Genomic DNA, 17,826 nt, shown 5'->3' with positions numbered 1-17,826 from the left:
CCGTCGACGAAAGAAGGACGATCATGATCCTGGTGACCGGAGCCACGGGCAGAGTGGGAGGTCAGGCCGTTGCGCAACTGCGCTCGGCGGACATTCCCGTACGCGCCCTGGTGCGCGATCCCGCCCGCGCGGACCTCCCGGCGGGGGTGGCGGCCGTACGCGGCGACCTGGCCGACCCCGCGACGCTGGGCCCGGCCTTCGACGGCGTCTCGGGGGTCTTCCTCCTCTGGGCGCTGCCCACCGCCGGCACCGCCCCCGCCGTCCTGGACGCGGCCCTCGCCGCGGGCGTACGCCGGATCGCGTACGTCTCCGCCTGGGGCGCGTCCGACGACCCCGACGAGGAACCCGAGGGCATCCTCGGCTTCCACACCGCCATCGAGCGCCTGCTGCGGGCCTCGCCGACGGAGTGGACCCTGCTGCGCGCCGGCGGCTTCGCTGCCAACACCCTGCACTGGGCGGACCAGATCCGCGCGGGCGACGTGGTCCGCGCCCCGTACGCACAGGCGGGCCGCTCCCTCATCCACGAGGCCGACGTGGCCGCGGTCGGCGTCCGCGCCCTGACGCACGGGGGCCACGCCGGGGCGACGTACCACCTGACGGGCCCGGAAACCCTCACGCAGGCCGACCAGGTCCGCACGATCGGCGAGACCCTGGGCCGCCCCCTGCGCTTCGAGGAGTCCCCGCCCGGCGCCGCCCGGGAGGCGTACGTGGCGGCGGGCCTGCCCCCGGCGTTCGCGGACGGCATCCTGGCGGCCCAGGCCCGGATGGTGACCCACCCGGAGCCGGTGACGGACACGGTGGCGGAGGTCACGGGCCACCGGCCCCGCACGTTCGCCGCCTGGACCCGGGACCACGCACGGGACTTCGGCGGCTGACGGCTGCCGGCCGGGACCCGTCGCTCCGGCACTGGGTGCGACGTGGCTACGGCCTCAGGGGTTCGTCCACGCGTCGGGGTCCTCCGCCAGCTCGTGCACGTACCCCGGCAGCCGCGCCGACGCCACGTCCGCGAGCGTGACCTCCCCCAGGATCCTGCGTACGTTCACGCGCAGCGCGATCCACAGCGGCAGCAGCGACTCCGCGGGCCCCACGTACGACAGTTCCGGCGGCCGGGCGCCGCGCACGGAGACCAGCGGGCCCTCCACCACCCGGATGACGTCGGCGATGGTGATCTCGTCGGCGGGCGCGGCGAGGCGGTAGCCGCCCCGGCCGCCGCGCTGGCTGACCACGAGCCGGCCGCGGCGCATGTCGCCGAGGATGCTCTCCAGGAACTTGTGCGGAATGCCCTGCGCGTCCGCGATGGCCTCAGCCTTGACCGGGGCCTCCTCCGTCGCCGCCGCCAGTTCCAGTGCCGCGCGCACCGCGTAGTCTGCTCGTGCCGAGATCCGCATGCCGGTCATTATGTCTGCATGGCCGCCCCTGTTCTGTCAGGGGCATGCGCGTCACCCCGCCGTACGCGCGTCACGGGTGCGGCGCGGGCGGCCGGTCCGGGAGCGGGATCACGGCGCGCACCCGGTAGCCGCCGCGGGGGCGCGGGGCGGCGTGGAGCGTACCGCCGTAGACCGCGAGGCGTTCACGCAGGCCGATGAGGCCGCGACCGCTGCCGGCGGCGGCGCGGGCGGCGGGCGGGCCGCCGGTGTCGGTCACCTCGACGCACAGCTCGCCGGGGGCGTGTGCCACCCGTACGGCCACGGAGGCACCGGCGGCGTGCTTGACGGCGTTCGTCAGCCCTTCCTGCACGACGCGGTACGCGGCGAGGTCCACGCCCGCGGGCAGCGGGGCCTCGGGGGCGCCGGTCACGGAGAGCTCGACGGGGACGCCGGTGTCGCGTACCCGCCCGGCGAGGGCGGCGAGTTGGCCGAGGCCCGGCTGGGGGGCGAGGTCGACGGCGAGGGCGGGATCGGCGGGATCGGCGGCGTCGGGGGTGCGGGCCGCATGGCGCGCGCCGCCCGCCGCCTTGCGGTACGGCTCCGCTGCCGGACCGGCGGCCGGGTCCGCCGGGTCCGCCGCCGGGTCCATCGCCGAGCCCGCCGCCGGCCCCTCCGGTTGCGCCGCCGCCATCGTCAGCAGCCCCATCACGTGCCGCAGCTCCGCCATCGCCGCCCGCCCGCCGGCCTCCACCGCGCGCATCGCCTCCCGCGCCTGCTCCGGCGAGGTGTCCAGGACCTTGCGCGCCGCCCCCGCCTGGATCGTCATCATGCTCACGTTGTGCGTGACGACGTCGTGCAGTTCGCGCGCGATCCGCGACCGCTCCTCGTCGACCGCCCGCCGCGTCGCCGCCTCCTGCTGCTCCTGCAGCGCGCGCAGGCGCTGCTGCCACGTGTGGATCGCGTTGGCGGCAAGACCGATCGGCAGCAGCACCAGCAGCGGTACGAACCCGCGCCCCACCTCCGGCACCACCCCCGCCGCCGCGAACAGCGGCACCCCGGCGAGCAGACTCGCCAGCGCGCTCCTGCGGTACGGGCTGTACATCACCGCGCTGTACGCCGCGACCACCCCGGCGGCGAACGCGAACGCCGTCGCGCCCCGGGCGACCTCGCCCAGGTGGAACGCCACGGCCGCGCCGAGCACCGCCCAGAACGCGGCGAGCGGCCAGCGGCGCCGTACGGCCAGCGGCACGGCGGTCAGCGCCGCGAGCACCAACTCCCAGCCCTGGGCGGGCGGCAGCACGTGCTCGTAGACGGGCGGCAGCGGGGGCCGCACCTCGCCCGGCGGCTCTTCCGACGCCCCCGGGGTGCGCTCCCGCACCCCGGCCGGACCGGGCTCGGGCAGCAGCGGCGGCTGCGGAAGCGGCGTCGAGCCGGGCTCCGGGTCCGGCAGCGGACCGAACGCCGGCGGCGGGGCGACCACCTGCGGGCCGTCCTGGCTCGACGCGTAGAACGAGCGGTCGAGGTCGGCGACGACGGTGCCGGTGGACAGCACCAGGGCGAGGGCGACGTCGGCGGTCCACGCCCACCGGGACAGCCGCGGCGGCAGGCGCACACCGCCGTCCCCGCCCGTACGCCCGCGCGCGAACCACCCGCGCACCCGCGCCACCGCGCGCCCGTACCGACCGATGACCACACCCGCCCACGCCATCGCCTCAGTGTGCCAACCGGCCCCCGGCGCCCGGATCCACCGCGAGGCCCACCCCCCGTGCGCCCGGCGCCTACCTCGCGCGGATGACGCCGCCCGCCGTCGGCCTGATGCGGTACGGACCTTCCGTACCGCGGCCGACGTGCCCGCGCCCCCGCCGCGCCTAGCGTCTGGCCGCACGCCGACCGCCGAGCTGGGGAGGACCCCGACCATGACCACCGCACCACCGCACACCGCCCGCACCGGGAGCGACGCCGGCGCCGGGGTGCTCATCGACCTGCGCGGGGTCAGCAGGACGTACGACGAAGGCCCGCCCGCGCTCGACGACCTGACCCTCGCGGTACGCACCGGGGAGGCGCTGGCCGTCCTCGGGCCGTCCGGCAGCGGCAAGTCGACGCTGCTCAACCTCATCGCGGGCCTGGACCGCCCGGACACCGGCACCGTCAGCGTCGACGGCCTGCGCGTGGACGAGCTGAGCGAGAGCGCGTCGGCGAAGTACCGCAGGGCGTCGGTGGGGATGGTCTTCCAGTTCTTCAACCTGCTCGACGACCTGACCGTGGCCGACAACGTCCTGCTGCCGGCGCAGTTGGCCGGGATGCCCCGCGCCCGCGCCGCGGCGCGGGCCGCGGAACTGCTCGCGTACCTCGGCATCGAGCGGCACGCCGGCGCGTACCCCGGCCGGCTGTCGGGCGGCGAGCGGCAGCGTGTGGCGGTGGCGCGGGCGCTGATGAACCGGCCACCGCTGCTGCTCGCCGACGAGCCCACGGGTGCGCTGGACACCGCGTCGGGGGCGGAAGTCCGCGAGCTGCTGCGGGACTTGCACGCGGACGGGCAGACGGTGGTGCTGGTGACGCACGACCTGACGCTGGCGGAGTCGTGCGCGACGCGGACGGTGGAGCTGGTGGACGGGCGGATCGCGCGCGACAGCGCGGAGGCGCCCGGGGCCGCCGCCACCGCCGGCACCGCTGAGACGCCCGGGGCCGGCCGATGAGCGCCCTGGGCCGGGTGGTGCGCGCCGGGGTCGGGAGGCGGCGCGTGCAGACCACCGTGATGGTGCTGACCACGCTGCTCACCGTCGCCGCGGCCGTCCTGGCGACCGGGCTGCTCGTCGCCTCCCGGGCGCCGTTCGACGACGCCTTCGACCGGCAGCACGGCGCCCACCTCACCGGGCAGTTCGACGCCGCGAAGGCCACGGCGGCGCAGGTCCGCGCCACCGCAGGGGCCGCCGGCGTCACCGCGGCTGCGGGCCCGTACGAGATCACCTCGCTGCGTCTGCGCGTCACCACCGCTCCCGAGGGCGCCGTGTCGGCGCCGCTGACGGTGGCCGGGCGGGCGTCGGCGGGCGGGCCGGTGGACGACCTGGACGTCACGGCGGGCCGCTGGGCGCGGGAGCCGGGCGAGATCGTGATCGAGTCGGGGTCGCTGACCCCGGACATGGTCCTCGGCGCGCGGGTACGGGCCGACGGTGCGGCGGACGGTCCGGTGCTCACGGTGGTCGGGATCGCCGAGTCGGTCGGCGAGAGCGCGGACGGCTGGGTCGTACCGGCGCAGCTCGGCGCACTGACCGGGGCCGGCGCCCGCCCGGAGCGCCAGATGCTCTACCGCCTGGCCGACGCGGGCACGCGCGGCGAGGTCGCGGCGGGGCGGAAGGCGGTGGCCGCGGCCGTACCGGCGGGGGCGCTGACGGGGTCGCAGTCGTACCTCGACGTCAGGCAGGCCGCGAACGAGAACACCGCCGCGTTCATCCCCTTCGTGACCGCCTTCGCGCTGCTGGGGCTGGCGATGTCGGTGCTGATCGTGAGCATCGTCGTCAGCGGCGCGGTGGGCGCGGCGACGCGGCGGATCGGGGTGCTGAAGTCGCTGGGCTTCACGCCGCCGCAGGTCGCGCGGGCGTACGTGGCGCAGGCGGCTATCCCCGGAGCGGTGGGGGCGGTGCTGGGCGCGGCGGTGGGCAACGCGCTGTCCGTACCGCTGATGAGCGAACTGGCGAGCGCGTACCGCATGGGGCGGATCCTCATCCCGCTGTGGGTCTCCGTCGCGGTGCCGGCCGCCGTCCTCGCCCTCGTCGCGGTGACGGCCCTGGGCCCGGCGCTGCGCGCGGCCCGGCTGCGGACGACGGCGGCGCTCAGCGTCGGCCGCACCCCGCGCGCCGCGCGGGGGCGCCGGGTACGGCACGCGCTGGGCCGGCTGCCGCTGCCGCGGGCGGTGGGGCTGGGCCTGGCGGGTCCGTTCGCGCGGCCGGCGCGGTCGGCGACGATGGCGGCGGCGGTGACGTTCGGGGCGCTGGCGGTGACGTTCGCGGTGGGGCTGGGGACGTCGCTGATCGCGGTGCAGACGGAGGGGACGCCGGACGAGGCGGGGGAGGTGACGGTGCACAGGATGATGGCGGCGGGGCCCCCGGCCGACCATGGAGCCGACCCGGGAGCCGGCCCGGGCGCGCCGCCGAAGCCCCCCGCTCCACCCGCCGGCACCACTCCCGGCGCCGCCCCCAACCAAGCCCCCGGCCCCGCCTCCGGCACTGCCCCCGGCCCCGCCTCCGGCACCTCCCATGCCGAGGTTGCCGCGGCGATCGACGCCCGCCCGGAGACGGAACACCGCTTCGCCACCGCGGCAACCGACGTCGCCGTCACCGGCCGCAAGGGCGCCGTCCCGCTGGTCACCTACCGCGGAGAGGCCCCCGCCGACGGCCACCGCCTGGCGGCGGGCCGCTGGTTCAGCGCCCCGGGCGAAGCGGTCGCCGCGGCCCGCTTCCTCCAGGCCACGAACACCGGCATCGGCGACACCGTCACCCTCCGGGACGGCAACCGCACCGCCGAACTCCGCATCGTCGGCGAGGTCTTCGACCTGGACGACGACGGCATGGCCGTACGCACCGCGCACGCGTCCGTCGCCGGCCTCGTCCCCGACCTGGAGCCGGAGCAGTACATGGTGGACCTGGCCCCGGGCACGGACCGCGGCGACTACCTCAAGGCCCTCAACGCCGACCTGCAGCCGCTGGGCGCGGAGGCGGTCGCCACGGAAGACGACGACGCGTCGCCCGTGCTCCTCGCCATGCAGGCGCTGATCGCCATGCTCACGGCGATGCTGGTGGCGGTGGCCTGCCTGGGCGTCCTCAACACCGTCGTCCTCGACACCCGCGAACGGGTCCACGACCTGGGCGTGTTCAAGGCCCTGGGCATGAGCCCGCGGCAGACGGTCGCGATGGTCCTCACCTCGGTCGCGGGCATCGGCCTGGCCGCCGGCGCGGCCGGCGTCCCCCTCGGCGTGGCCCTGCACCACTACGTGGTCCCGGAAATGGGCCACTCGGTCGGCACGAACATCCCGGACGCCCTGGTCGACATCTACACCCCGCCGGGCCTGACGCTCCTCGCCCTCGCCGGAGTCGCCATCGCCACAGCCGGCGCCCTCCTCCCCGCCACCTGGGCAGCCGCCACCCGCACGGCAACGGCCCTGCGCTCGGAGTGACCGCGGCCCGGCCGCCGGGGGGAGGCGGCCGGGGCCGGCGCTGTACCGGCCCCGGCCGTCCTCGACGATTGCGGGGACACCTCAACTGGCCTGGCGGGTAGGCATGATGGTGACCTGCTGGAGGTTGACCCGCGGCGGGAGGCTCGCCACGAAGCCGACGGTCTGCGCGACGTCCCGGGGCGTGAGCCACTCCATGGTCTCCTTGGATCCCTCCAGCCACTCCAGCGCCCCGGCGTCGGTGACATGGCTCTGCAGCTCGGTGCCGACGATGCCCGGCTCGATCGCCGAGACCCGGACATTCTTCGCACCCAGTTCGGCGCGCAGGTGCCGGGAGAGATGGGTGACGTACGCCTTGGTGGCGGAGTAGACGGCGAAGTTGGGGAAGATGTTCTGCGCGGCGATCGACGACGTGTTGACCAGGTCGGCCACGCCCCGCTCCCGGGCGGCGGCCACCAGTTGCGGCGTGAACGCGCCCATCACGTTCATCAGACCGCTGATGTTCAGGTCGATCTGGTGCTGCCACTGGCCGGTGGCCAGCTCCTCGACCGGGGCCGGGAGCATGACACCCGCGTTGTTGAACAGCAGGTCGGCCCCGCCGAGTCGGGCCGCGACCCGCTCCGCGACCGCCTGCACGGCCGCGGTGTCGGTCACGTCGACCGCCAGGGCCAGCGCCTCGCCGCCGTTCTCTTCGATCCGGGCGACCAGGTCCTCCAGCCGCTCGGCGCGCCGCGCCAGGGCGACGACGCGGGCGCCGAGCCCGGCCAGGTGCTCGGCCGACGCCTCACCGATACCGCTAGAGGCGCCGGTGACGACGGCGACGCGGCCGGAGAGGGGACGGGCAGAGGTGTGCGTGGTCATGGGGAATCCTTTCGGGGTGGGTTGGTGAGGGGCCGGGTCTGCGGCCTGTCACCGCCGGGGCCTTCACCAGAACACCACCCGCAGACGTCGCATGGGGCGCCGCAAAGGGCCCTGAGCAGGCAGGTATCCGCGGGGCAGGTACGGGCAGTACCACCCGGCGCCCGGTGGGACGCGCCCTCGCCCGCCACACTGGGGGTATGGATGACCGTGGTCGCGAACTCGCCGATTTCCTGCGCACCCGCCGGGCCCGGATCACCCCCGGCCAGGCGGGGCTGCCTGCTGACGGCCGGGTCCGCCGGGTGCCCGGCCTGCGCCGTGACGAGGCGGCCCGCCTGGCCGGAGTGAGCACCGAGTACTACACCCGGCTCGAACAGGGCCGTGCGCAGAACCCCTCCCCCGAGGTCCTCGACGCCCTGGCCCGCGCCCTTCAGCTCGATGCCTCCGAACGCGAGCACCTCACCGATCTCCTGGCCCGCCACGCCCCGGCCCGGCGCGCCCCCGCCAGCCCGCAGCGCGTACGGCCCGGACTGCACCTGATGCTGCAGACCCTCGACCACGTGCCCGCCTTCATCCTCGGCCGGCGCACCGATGTCCTGGCGTCCAACCGCCTGGCCAGGGAAGTCCTGACCGACTTCGATGCCCTGCCCGCGCCCCGGCGGAATCTGGCCCGCTACTACCTTCTGGACCCCGAGGCCCGCGTCCGCGTCGGCGACTGGGAGCGGATCGCCGCCGAGACCGTCGCCATGCTCCGCCTCGAAGCCGGACGCCGCCCCAACGACCGCCAGCTCGCCGATCTCATCGGCGAGCTCACGCTCAAGTCAGCGGAGTTCTCCGCCTGGTGGAACGACCACCGGGTGCTGCGCCGCACGCACGGTGCGAAGCACTACCACCACCCCCTGGTCGGCGACCTGTCCTTCTCGTACGAGTCCTTCCAGGTCCCCGGCGACGCCGAACAGACCCTGTGCGTCTACAGCGTCGAGCCCGCCTCCGACACCGCCCAGGCCCTCCGGCTCCTCACCAGTTGGACCGCGCCGCAGCCGGCGGGGACGCCGGAGGAACGAGGAGCGTAGCCGGCGAACCCTTGCGTGACCGAGATCACCTATGTCACGACACATGTGTCGTGGCCGCCACCGTGGGGTGCAGCTCCGGCCGCGCCAGCACGCAGGTGCGGGCGCTGCTGGACGAGACGGAGTTCCCCGAGCGGCGCGGCCGTTCGCATCCCCTGCCGGCGAAGGTCCGCACGCTCGCGGAACGGGCGCTCGCCCAGGAGCCGGGCGACAGCGGGCTGGACCTGCCGTCGACCGGCAGCCTGCGGCTGCGGACTGGTCGCGGTACAGGTCTGCGGTACAGGTCGTGGGATGCGCCGGGGCGCACGCTCCGCCGTCCGGATGACTGCGGGCCGGCCCCTGGGCCGCGGACCGGGCGGGCCTGCCATCGTGGGACCGCACAATCCAACCGACTTGTCCGGGTTGTGGGGAGGCGCGCAAATGGACGTGACGGCTGTGATCGTGGCCGCCTCGCGGGCGGTGGAGACCGGCGGCGACCAACCGCTGTTCGAGGACGACTTCGCCGCGGAGTTCGTCCGTGCCGCGGGTCTGTCCGAGGTCTTCCCGGTCAGCCACGCACAGATCGGGCAACGCGACAACGCCGAGAACCTGCGGGCACTCGCCCGCATCACCGCGCTGCGCACCCGGTTCCTTGACGACTACTTCGCCGAGTCCGCGCTGAACCAGGCGGTGATCCTGGCGGCGGGTCTTGACACCCGGGCGTTCCGGCTCGTGTGGCCCGCGGGGTGCACCGTGTTCGAGCTTGATCACGGCTCGGTGCTCGACTTCAAGCAGAACGTGCTCGACCACGCCGACGCGCGCGCGAGGTGCGACCGGCGCCCGGTGCCGATCGACCTGCGGACGGACTGGGGCGGCGCGCTCATCCGGGCCGGGTTCGATCCGGAGCGGCCCACGGCGTGGCTGGCCGAGGGGCTGTTTCCGTTTCTGCCGCCGACCGCCGAGGGGCGGCTGCTCGACCGGATGCACGAACTGTCGGCGGTCGGCAGCACGGTCGCGGTGTGGGCGATGGCGGCGGACATCCGCGGCGCCGACGAGTCCGTACGTTCGACGATCACCGACTTCGGGATCGACATCAACCGGGTCACGAACACCGAGCCGCGCCGCGACGCCCGGGCGCACCTGGCGTCGCTCGGCTGGACGGTGACGGAATCCACCGTGGACGAACTGGGTGAACGCTACGGCCGTCCGCAGCGGAATCACCCGGTCACCTTCTTCACCGCGCAACTGGCGTGAGGCCGACGCGGGCGAACAGGCAAGGACGAGGCGGGGAATCATGGAGATGCCGAACATCGGCCGGCTGCTGACGAACGCGGCGCGGGCCCACCCGACCGCCACGATCCACTACTGCTCCGGAACAGGCGTGCGGCAGAGCGGCTACGCGGAACTGCTGGACGAGGCACTCCGCGTGCTGACCGGCCTCCGCCGGCACGGGCTGCGCCCGAACGACAACGTCCTGCTGCTCCTAGACGACGCGGGATCGTTCCTTCCGGCCTTCTGGGCATGCGTACTCGGCGGCTTCGTCCCCTGCCCGCTCCCGCCGGGCACCACGGACGCCGACCGGGACCACCACAAGCACCTGCACGAACTCCTGGACCGGCCCCTGCTCGTGGCCGGTGAGCGGTTTCCCCTGCCGGACGTGCGCATCGCCGCATTCGAGGAGCTGGCGGGCCACGAGCCGGCGACCGGCACGTACGACGCCGGTCCTGACGACGTCGCGGTCCTGATGCCGACCTCCGGATCGACCGGCCGGCCCAAGGCGGTGATGCTCACCCACGGCAACCTCACGGCGTCGATGGCCGCCAAGAACGGGTTCCACCGGCTGACGCCCGCGGACGTCACGCTCAACTGGATCGGCTTCGACCACGTCGCCGCGCTCCTGGAGTGCCATCTGCTGCCCGTCTTCGCCGGGGCCTCGCAGGTGCACGTGCCGGCGTCGGCGATCCTCGACGAACCGCTCGACTTCCTGCGTCTGATCGCCCGGCACCGGGTGACCGTCACGTTCACCCCGAACTTCCTGCTCGGTCTGCTCAATTCGGACCGGCACCGGCTCCCCGCGGACGTGGACCTCTCCTGCCTGCGGCACATCGTCAGCGGCGGCGAAGCCGTGCCCTGCGCGACCGGAACCGCGTTCCTGGAGAAGTTCGGGCTGCCCGGTGGCGTGCTGTGGCCCGCGTTCGGCATGACCGAGACCTGCGCGGGAAGCGTGTACTCGCGCGACTTCCCCGACGCGGACCAGGGGCGGGAGTTCGCCGCGGTGGGCCGTCCCGTGGAGAACCTGGACATGCGGATCTCCGACGCGGGTGAGCTGCAGCTCCGCGGGCCCGTGATCACGCCCGGCTACTACCGGAACGAGGAGGCCACGCGCGCGGCGTACACGGAAGACGGCTGGCTGCGCACCGGCGACACCGGCCGGATCGACGACGGGCGGCTCACGCTGATCGGCCGGAACAAGGACAGCATCATCGTCAACGGCGTCAACTACTACAGCCACGACATCGAAACGGCGCTGCACCAACTCGACGGCGTCGCCCCGTCGCACGTCGCCGCGTTCCCGACCAGGCCGCCGGGCAGCGACACGGAGCAACTCGTCATCGCGTTCCACCCGACCACCGAGGACGACCGGACGCTGTTCGGCGTGCTGACCGCCGTCCGCAGCACCGTCGTCATGCACTGGGCGTTCCGGCCCGCGCTCGTCATCCCCCTGCCCCGCGAGGAGTTCACCAAGAACAGCCTCGGGAAGATCTCCCGGTCGAAGCTGCGCGCCAGGGCGGAGGCCGGCGAGTTCGCCGACGCCATCGCGCGCACCGCGGACCTCGTACGACGCCACCAGGGCGAGTACTCGCCGCCGCGCACGCCGACCGAGGAAGCCCTCGTCGAGGTCTACGCCGACCTGTTCGACATGAGGCCGGACGACATCAGCGCCACCGCCGACTTCTTCGACCTCGGCGGCACCTCGCTGGACCTGCTCCGGCTGCGCGGCGCCGTCAGCAGTCGTCTCGACGTACCGGACGTCGAGACCAGCACGCTGCTGACCGCGCCCACCGTACGCGCGCTCGCCGCGCGCCTCACCGGCGGAGCGCGGGGCTACGACCCCGTCGTGACGATGCGTGCCGACGGCGACAAGGCACCGCTCTTCTGCGTGCACCCCGGCGCGGGTGAAGTGCTCGCGCTCCTGGACCTGAGCCGGTACTTCGCCGGCGACCGGCCCTTCCACGCACTGCGCGCCCGGGGCTTCAACGAGGGCGAGACGCCGTTCACCACGCACGCCGAGATGCTCGCCGCGTACACCGCGGCGATCCAGGCCCGGCAGCCGCACGGCCCGTACGCGCTCGCCGGCTACTCCTCCGGCAGCATCGTCGCCTTCGCCATCGCCCAGGAGCTGCAGTCCCGCGGCGAACAGGTGGCGTTCTTCGGCGCCATCGACTTTCCGCCGCTGCTGCGCCCGCTCCTGCCCGGCCTCGACTTCTCCGTGACGATCTCGGTGCTGGCCCTCTTCCTCGGCCTGATCACGCCGGAGCAGTCACGGACGCTGCCCGCCAAGGTGCGCGGCCTGCCGGCCACGGAGCAACTCGCCGAGGTGATCGGCTCGGCGTCGCGGCGGCGGCTGGTGGAACTGGACATGGACCTGGAGAAGTTCACGGACTGGATGATGCTCGCCGAGAGCCTGAAGGCGGTCCGGGCCGAGTACGACCCCAGCGGGACCGTGCCGGAGATCACCGTCTTCCACGGCGCCGAGCCTCCGCCGCTGCCGATGTTCGACGACATGCCCGCCGACGAGTCCAAGGCGCTCTGGCTCGAACTCCTGCGGGACTGGGACAGGTTCTCCGACCAGCCCGTCCGCTACCTCCAGGTCCCCGGCGAACACCACATGCTCACCACCCGACCGCACGCGGTCACGCTGCAGGCCCGGCTGCGCCGGGAGATCGACCGGCGGCTGGGCGCCGCCTCTCGGGCATGACCTCCGGCCCGCAGCGGGCCCGTCCCGGTGGACCCCGCCCGGAATGCCCTATCTCACCGCCCGGAAGCGGCCACTGACAGCAATCTGCCAATCCCGCTTTCGCCTCCGGCGGGTGATGATTCCGGTACGGGTCCGAAGCGGTGACGCCTGAAGTGGGGTATCCGGATGGGCAATGGCACCTCGCGCGCACCGAACCCGACCCCGAACGCGAACCAGCACCCCGGCCCTGCCCCCGCCCCGACCCCGCCTCCCGGGCCCCCGGTGGCCACGCACTGCCCGTACTGCGCGCTGCAGTGTGGCACGCACCTGCGGCCCGGCGCAGCCGCCGACGCCTCCCCCGACGCACCCGGCACCTCCCCCGAGCCGCCCCTCCACGTCGAGCCCGACCCCGGCTTCCCCGTCAACCAGGGCGGGCTGTGCCAGAAAGGCTGGACCGCCCCCGCCGTCCTGCGCGCCCCCGACCGGCTGCACACCCCCCTCGTACGCGACGGCGCCGGCCGCCTCGCACCCGCCGCGTGGGACGCCGCCCTGGACACCGTCGCCGCCCGGCTGGCGGAGATACGGGCCGCGCACGGCCCCGACGCCGTCGCCGTCTTCGGCGGCGGCGGGCTGACGAACGAGAAGGCGTACCTGCTCGGCAAGTTCGCCCGCGTGGCCCTCGGCACCCGGATGATCGACTACAACGGCCGGTTCTGCATGTCCTCCGCCGCGGCGGCCGGCACCGCCGCCTTCGGCCTGGACCGCGGGCTGCCGTTCCCCGTCACCGACCTCGCCGAGGCCGACACCGTCCTGCTCGCCGGCGCCAACCCCGCCGAGACCATGCCCCCGTTGATGCGCCACCTCAACAAGGCCGGCGCCCTCGTCGTCGTCGACCCGCGCCGCACCCCCACCGCGGAGCGCGCCGCGCTCCACCTCGCCCCCGCCCCCGGCACCGACCTCGCGCTCGCGCTCGGCCTCCTGCACGTCGCCGTCGTCGAGGGCCGGCACGACGAGGAGTACGTACGGACCCGTACCGCCGGCTTCGACGCCGCGTGGCGGCACGCCGCGGGCTGGTGGCCGGAGCGCGTGGAGCTGGTGACCGGGGTCCCGGCCGACGCGCAGCGCGAGGCGGTACGGCTGCTGAGCGAGGCGCGGCGCGCGTACGTCCTCACGGGGCGCGGCGCCGAGCAGCACAGCAAGGGCACGGACACCGTGGCGGCGTTCGTCAACGTCGCGCTGGCGCTGGGGCTGCCGGGGCGGTCCGGTTCCGGATACGGGTGTCTGACCGGGCAGGGCAACGGGCAGGGCGGTCGCGAACACGGCCAGAAGGCCGACCAGTTGCCCGGCTACCGGCACCTCACCGACCCCGCCGCCCGCGCGCACGTCGCCGGGGTGTGGGGCGTCGATCCTGACAGCCTGCCGGGGCCCGGGCTGAGCGCCGCGGAGCTGCTGGGTGCGCTCGGCACCGACGGCGGGCCGCGGGCGCTGCTGGTGTTCGGCTCCAACCCGGTGGTCTCGGCGCCGGACGCCGAGCGGGTCCAGCACCGGCTGGCGGAGCTGGACCTGCTGGTCGTCGCGGACTTCGTACCGTCGGAGACCGCGGCGCTGGCGGACGTCGTCCTGCCGGTCACCCAGTGGGCCGAGGAGGAGGGCACGCTCACCAACCTGGAGGGCCGCGTCCTGCGCCGCCGCCGCGCCCTGACCCCGCCGACGGGCGTCCGCAGCGACCTTGCCGTACTCCGCGACCTCGCCGTCCGCCTCGGCGAGCCGCCGGACCGCTTCCCGGCGGACCCGCGCCGCGTCTTCGACGAACTGCGCCGCGCCTCCCGCGGCGGCCCGGCGGACTACAGCGGCGTCAGCTACGAGCGCCTGGACGCCGGCGAGGCGCTCCACTGGCCCTGCCCCGCCGCCCCCGAGGGCGCCGCCCCCCACCCCGGCACGCCGCGGCTGTTCCTCGACCGCTTCGCCCACCCGGACGGCCGGGCCCGCTTCCAGGACGTCGACCACCGCCCACCGGCAGACGCGCGCGACGACCTCTTCCCGCTGTGGGCCACGACGGGCCGGCAGCTCGCGCACTACCAGTCGGGCGCGCAGACGCGCCGGGTGCCGGAGCTGGTACGGGCCGCGCCGGAGGTGATCGTGGAGATGCACCCGGACACGGCCGCGCGGGCGGGGCTGGCCGAGGGCGAGCTGGCGCAGGTGCGCTCGGCGCGCGGTGCGGTGCTGGCGCGGGTGCGGCTGGTGGCGACGCTGCGGACGGACACGGTGTTCCTGCCGTTCCACTTTCCGGGGCACGGGCGGGCGAACCTGCTGACGGGCACGGCGCTGGATCCGCGCAGCAGGATGCCGGAGTTCAAGGTGAGTGCGGTGAGCGTGGGGCCGGTGGAGCAGCCGGAGCGGGTGCGGGAGCCGGCGGCACGGGGCGCGGCGGAATGAGGCGTACGGGGACGGAACGCACCCGGCCCGCACCCGGCGGACGCCCCGGCCCCGCCGGGAGCCCCGCTCGCGGCGGGAATCCCGGCGCCGGCAAGAGTCCCGCTCGCGGCGGGAGTCCCGCTTCCGGCGGACACCCCGCCCCCGACGGGCATCTCCGCCCCGCGGGGCGCCCCGCCCCCGCCGGACGCCCCGCCTCCCCGGCCGCCCGCGTCGTCATCGTCGGCGGCGGTCCCGTGGGCCACCGCGTCGCGGAGCGCCTGCGCCACCACGGGCACGACGGCCCCGTCACCCTCCTCGACGCCGAACCCGGCCCCGCCTACCACCGCGTCCTCCTCCCCGCCCTCCTCGACGGCAGCCTCGCCCCCGCCGACCTGAGCCTCCCCGACCTGCCCGGCGTCACTGTCCGCCGCGGCGTCTCCGCGGCCGGCATCGACCGCCGCCGGCGGCAGGTGCGTACGACCGAAGGCGACCGGCTCCCGTACGACACCCTCGTGCTGGCCACCGGCGCCCGCCCGCACCTGCCGCCCGTGCCCGGCCTGCGCCACGCCTCCGGCTGGCTGATCGACGGCGTCACCGGGCTGCGTTCCCGTACGGACTGCGCCCGCGTGCGCGGCGACGAGATCGTCGTCCTCGGCGGCGGCCCGCTGGGCGTGGAGGCCGCGGCGGCGCTGCGCCGCGGCGGCCGGCGGGTCACGCTGGTGCACCCCGGCCCGTACCCGCTGGACGACCGCCTCGACGCCGAGGCCGGCGGGCTGCTGACGCGGCATCTGGCGGAGCTGGGCGTGGGGTTGGAACTCGGGCGGGTGGCCGCCGAGGTGCGGCCCGGCAAGCTCGCGCTCGACGACGAGTGGCTGCTGTCCTGGGACACCCTCCTGTGCTGCACGGGCGTCCGCCCCCGCACCCGACTGGCCGAGGCGGCGGGTCTGGCGGTACGGACCGGGGTGCTCACCGACGGCGAGGGCCGCACGAACGACCCGGCCGTCCGCGCGGTGGGCGACTGCACGGAGCCCGCGGGTTCGCTCTTCGCGGGCTGGGAGCAGGCGGAGGCGGTGGCGAGGTCGCTGACGGGCAGGGGTGCGCCGTACGGGCCCGGCGGCCGGCACCGGCCGGTGTTCCGGCTGCGGGTGCCCGGGCTGACGCTGGGAGTGCTGGGCGGCGGCCGGGGCGCCGCGGGGGACGAGACCGTGATGTACCGGGACCCGGCCCGCGGCCGGTACGCCCGGCTGTCGGTCGACGCGACGGGCCGGCTGCGGGCGGCGGTCCTGGCCGGCCTCCCCGCGGCCCTGGCCACGCTGACCCAGCTCTACGGCACGGGCACGCCGCTCCCCGAGAGCCGCCTCGCCCTGCTGCTGGGCCGCCCCGCCCCGCGTACGGGCCCGCTGCCGGCGCTGGGGCCGGAGGCGGTGGTGTGCCGGTGCAACAACGTGACCAAGGGGGCGCTGGCGGCGGCCTGGAAGCAGGGCGCGCAGGACCCGGGCGCGCTCGCGGGGGCGACGCGGGCGACGACGGGGTGCGGTTCGTGTACCGAGGAGGTCCGGGAGTTGTGCACGGAGTTCGCGGGGAGCGCGCCGTGAAACGCCTGCTGGTGATCGGCTGCGGCATGACGGCACACCGCCTGGTGGAGGAGGTGCGCTCCCAGGACGTGGCGGGCCGCTGGCGGATCACGGTCCTGGGCGAGGAGCCGTACGGGGCGTACAACCGCATCGCGCTGGCGGACCGGCTGCGCGGCGTACCGGAGGGCGGGCTGGCGCTGGCGGCGGCGGACGACCCGCTGGTGGAGGTGCGTACGGGCGCACGGGCGGTGCGGATCGACAGACCGGCGCACGAGGCGGTGACGGCCGGGGGCGAACGGGTCCCGTACGACGCCCTGGTACTGGCGACGGGCGCGACACCGGCGAGACCGCCGCTGCCCGGGGCAGAGCTGCCGGGGTGCTACGTGTACCGCACGCTGGACGACGTCAACGCGATCCGCGCGGCGGCGTCGGCCAGGGCGGGCGAGAGGGCGGTCATCGTCGGCGGCGGCCTGCTGGGCCTGGAGACCGCGGAGGCGCTCCACCACCACCTGGGCGTACGCCCCCACGTGGTGGAGGCGGCCCCGCACCTGATGCCGGCCCAGTTGGACCCCGCGGCGGCCGGCCTCCTGGCAACCGGCCTGAGCCGCCGGGGCATCCGCCTCCACCAGGGACAGGCACTCCGCTCCGTGGACCCCGGCCCGGACGGCGAGGTGACCGGGATAACCCTGGCGGACGAGACCCGGATCACCACGGGTCTCGTGGTCTTCACCGCGGGCACCCGCCCCCGCGACGACCTGGCGGCGGGAGCCGGCCTGCCCCGGGGCGAGCGGGGCGGCTACCTGGTGGACGACGACTGCCGCACACCGGACCCGGACATCTGGGCGATCGGCGACTGCGCGGCGATCCACGGCCGCCGCACGGGCACGGTGGCCCCCGGCTACCACATGGCAGCCCAGGTGGCGGGCCACCTCCTGGACCACCCCGTACCGCCGCCCCCGCTGTCCCCCGCGGAGCCCTCGACGGTGCTGAAGCTCCCGGGCGTCGACGTAGCCAGCATGGGCGACCCCCACGCCACCGCCGAAGGCGCCGTAGAACTCACCTACACCCGCCCCGACCCGGCCCCCCGCTACGCCAAACTGATCCTGGACCCGGCGGCGAACACCCTCCAGGCAGCCATCCTCCTGGGCCACCCCCGCGCGTACTCCCGCCTCCACGCCCTGGTGGGCCACCCACTCCCGGCCCCCGCAGAACAACTCCTCGCGTAAACGCCGGCCGTGATCGAACGCCCACTGCCGGGCGGGACCGTCCGGGTCGACGGCAAGGGGCAGCGGGGCATCCAGCCGGGTGGTCTCGCCCGCGAGCGCGGTCGTTCGCTCGACGTACCGGCCGTCTTCAAGCTCGTAGACCACGGGCATGGGCGCGGGGTCGAACTCAAGTCGCCAGAAGTACGGGATCGCGGCCTCCGCGTAGAGCATCG

12 protein-coding genes are annotated in these 17,826 nt (G+C 75.4%); 9 read left to right on the top strand and 3 right to left on the bottom strand.

Annotation, left to right across the window (positions count from 1 at the left end):
* Positions 1-23: 23 nt before the first annotated feature.
* Entirely contained in the window at positions 24-875 is an 852-nt protein-coding gene (locus B124_RS23375) for an NAD(P)H-binding protein (protein ID WP_496504891.1), read from the top strand.
* A 54-nt stretch (positions 876-929) separates the two neighbouring features.
* Here B124_RS23375 and B124_RS23370 read toward each other — a convergent pair whose 3' ends face one another.
* Positions 930-1,388: an RrF2 family transcriptional regulator gene (locus B124_RS23370; protein ID WP_047020342.1), complete on the bottom strand. Its 459-nt coding sequence runs from the start codon at positions 1,386-1,388 to the stop codon at positions 930-932.
* A 70-nt stretch (positions 1,389-1,458) separates the two neighbouring features.
* Positions 1,459-3,075, bottom strand: coding sequence for a sensor histidine kinase (locus B124_RS23365; protein WP_496504890.1), 1,617 nt, complete (start codon positions 3,073-3,075; stop codon positions 1,459-1,461).
* Positions 3,076-3,283: 208 nt separating this feature from the next.
* Here B124_RS23365 and B124_RS23360 point away from each other — a divergent pair, with 208 nt between their 5' ends.
* Positions 3,284-4,063: an ABC transporter ATP-binding protein gene (locus B124_RS23360; protein WP_496504889.1), complete on the top strand. Its 780-nt coding sequence runs from the start codon at positions 3,284-3,286 to the stop codon at positions 4,061-4,063.
* Complete coding sequence (locus B124_RS23355; protein WP_496504888.1) at positions 4,060-6,537, top strand: ABC transporter permease; 2,478 nt, start codon at positions 4,060-4,062, stop codon at positions 6,535-6,537. The genes B124_RS23360 and B124_RS23355 overlap by 4 nt, the downstream gene beginning before the upstream one ends.
* Positions 6,538-6,618: 81 nt before the next feature.
* Here the strand turns inward: B124_RS23355 and B124_RS23350 are convergent, their stop codons facing one another.
* Complete coding sequence (locus B124_RS23350; protein WP_496504887.1) at positions 6,619-7,395, bottom strand: SDR family oxidoreductase; 777 nt, start codon at positions 7,393-7,395, stop codon at positions 6,619-6,621.
* Positions 7,396-7,592: 197 nt separating this feature from the next.
* Here B124_RS23350 and B124_RS23345 point away from each other — a divergent pair, with 197 nt between their 5' ends.
* The 6 genes from B124_RS23345 (at position 7,593) to B124_RS23320 (ending at position 17,614) form a co-directional block, all read left to right on the top strand.
* Positions 7,593-8,465, top strand: a complete 873-nt coding sequence (locus tag B124_RS23345; protein WP_496504886.1) for a helix-turn-helix transcriptional regulator — start codon at positions 7,593-7,595, stop codon at positions 8,463-8,465.
* A gap of 417 nt (positions 8,466-8,882) precedes the next feature.
* Entirely contained in the window at positions 8,883-9,695 is an 813-nt protein-coding gene (locus B124_RS23340; protein WP_496504885.1) for an SAM-dependent methyltransferase, read from the top strand.
* Positions 9,696-9,735: 40 nt separating this feature from the next.
* The gene (locus tag B124_RS23335; RefSeq protein ID WP_496504884.1) at positions 9,736-12,420 is read left to right on the top strand and encodes an AMP-binding protein; all 2,685 of its coding nucleotides are present in this window, start codon (positions 9,736-9,738) and stop codon (positions 12,418-12,420) included.
* A gap of 165 nt (positions 12,421-12,585) precedes the next feature.
* The gene (locus tag B124_RS23330) at positions 12,586-14,835 is read left to right on the top strand and encodes a molybdopterin oxidoreductase family protein (protein WP_496504883.1); all 2,250 of its coding nucleotides are present in this window, start codon (positions 12,586-12,588) and stop codon (positions 14,833-14,835) included.
* 233 nt (positions 14,836-15,068) lie between these two features.
* On the top strand, positions 15,069-16,409 hold the full coding sequence (locus B124_RS23325; protein WP_496504882.1) for an FAD-dependent oxidoreductase: 1,341 nt from the start codon (positions 15,069-15,071) through the stop codon (positions 16,407-16,409).
* Positions 16,406-17,614, top strand: a complete 1,209-nt coding sequence (locus tag B124_RS23320; RefSeq protein ID WP_496504881.1) for an NAD(P)/FAD-dependent oxidoreductase — start codon at positions 16,406-16,408, stop codon at positions 17,612-17,614. The genes B124_RS23325 and B124_RS23320 overlap by 4 nt, the downstream gene beginning before the upstream one ends.
* The last annotated feature ends 212 nt before the right edge of the window (positions 17,615-17,826 follow it).

The sequence above is a fragment of the Streptomyces sp. CNP082 genome (assembly GCF_059570535.1).
The sequence above is the reverse complement of the archived record's forward strand: the minus strand, read 5'-3'. Positions and strand labels throughout refer to the sequence as shown.

Excerpts from the sequence above, each read along its gene's own strand:
- B124_RS23375 (WP_496504891.1), top strand. The coding sequence starts at position 24 with ATGATCCTGGTGACCGGAGCCACGGGCAGAGTGGGAGGTCAGGCCGTT.
- B124_RS23370 (WP_047020342.1), bottom strand. The coding sequence starts at position 1,388 with ATGCGGATCTCGGCACGAGCAGACTACGCGGTGCGCGCGGCACTGGAA.
- B124_RS23365 (WP_496504890.1), bottom strand. The coding sequence starts at position 3,075 with ATGGCGTGGGCGGGTGTGGTCATCGGTCGGTACGGGCGCGCGGTGGCG.
- B124_RS23360 (WP_496504889.1), top strand. The coding sequence starts at position 3,284 with ATGACCACCGCACCACCGCACACCGCCCGCACCGGGAGCGACGCCGGC.
- B124_RS23355 (WP_496504888.1), top strand. The coding sequence starts at position 4,060 with ATGAGCGCCCTGGGCCGGGTGGTGCGCGCCGGGGTCGGGAGGCGGCGC.
- B124_RS23350 (WP_496504887.1), bottom strand. The coding sequence starts at position 7,395 with ATGACCACGCACACCTCTGCCCGTCCCCTCTCCGGCCGCGTCGCCGTC.
- B124_RS23345 (WP_496504886.1), top strand. The coding sequence starts at position 7,593 with ATGGATGACCGTGGTCGCGAACTCGCCGATTTCCTGCGCACCCGCCGG.
- B124_RS23340 (WP_496504885.1), top strand. The coding sequence starts at position 8,883 with ATGGACGTGACGGCTGTGATCGTGGCCGCCTCGCGGGCGGTGGAGACC.
- B124_RS23335 (WP_496504884.1), top strand. The coding sequence starts at position 9,736 with ATGGAGATGCCGAACATCGGCCGGCTGCTGACGAACGCGGCGCGGGCC.
- B124_RS23330 (WP_496504883.1), top strand. The coding sequence starts at position 12,586 with ATGGGCAATGGCACCTCGCGCGCACCGAACCCGACCCCGAACGCGAAC.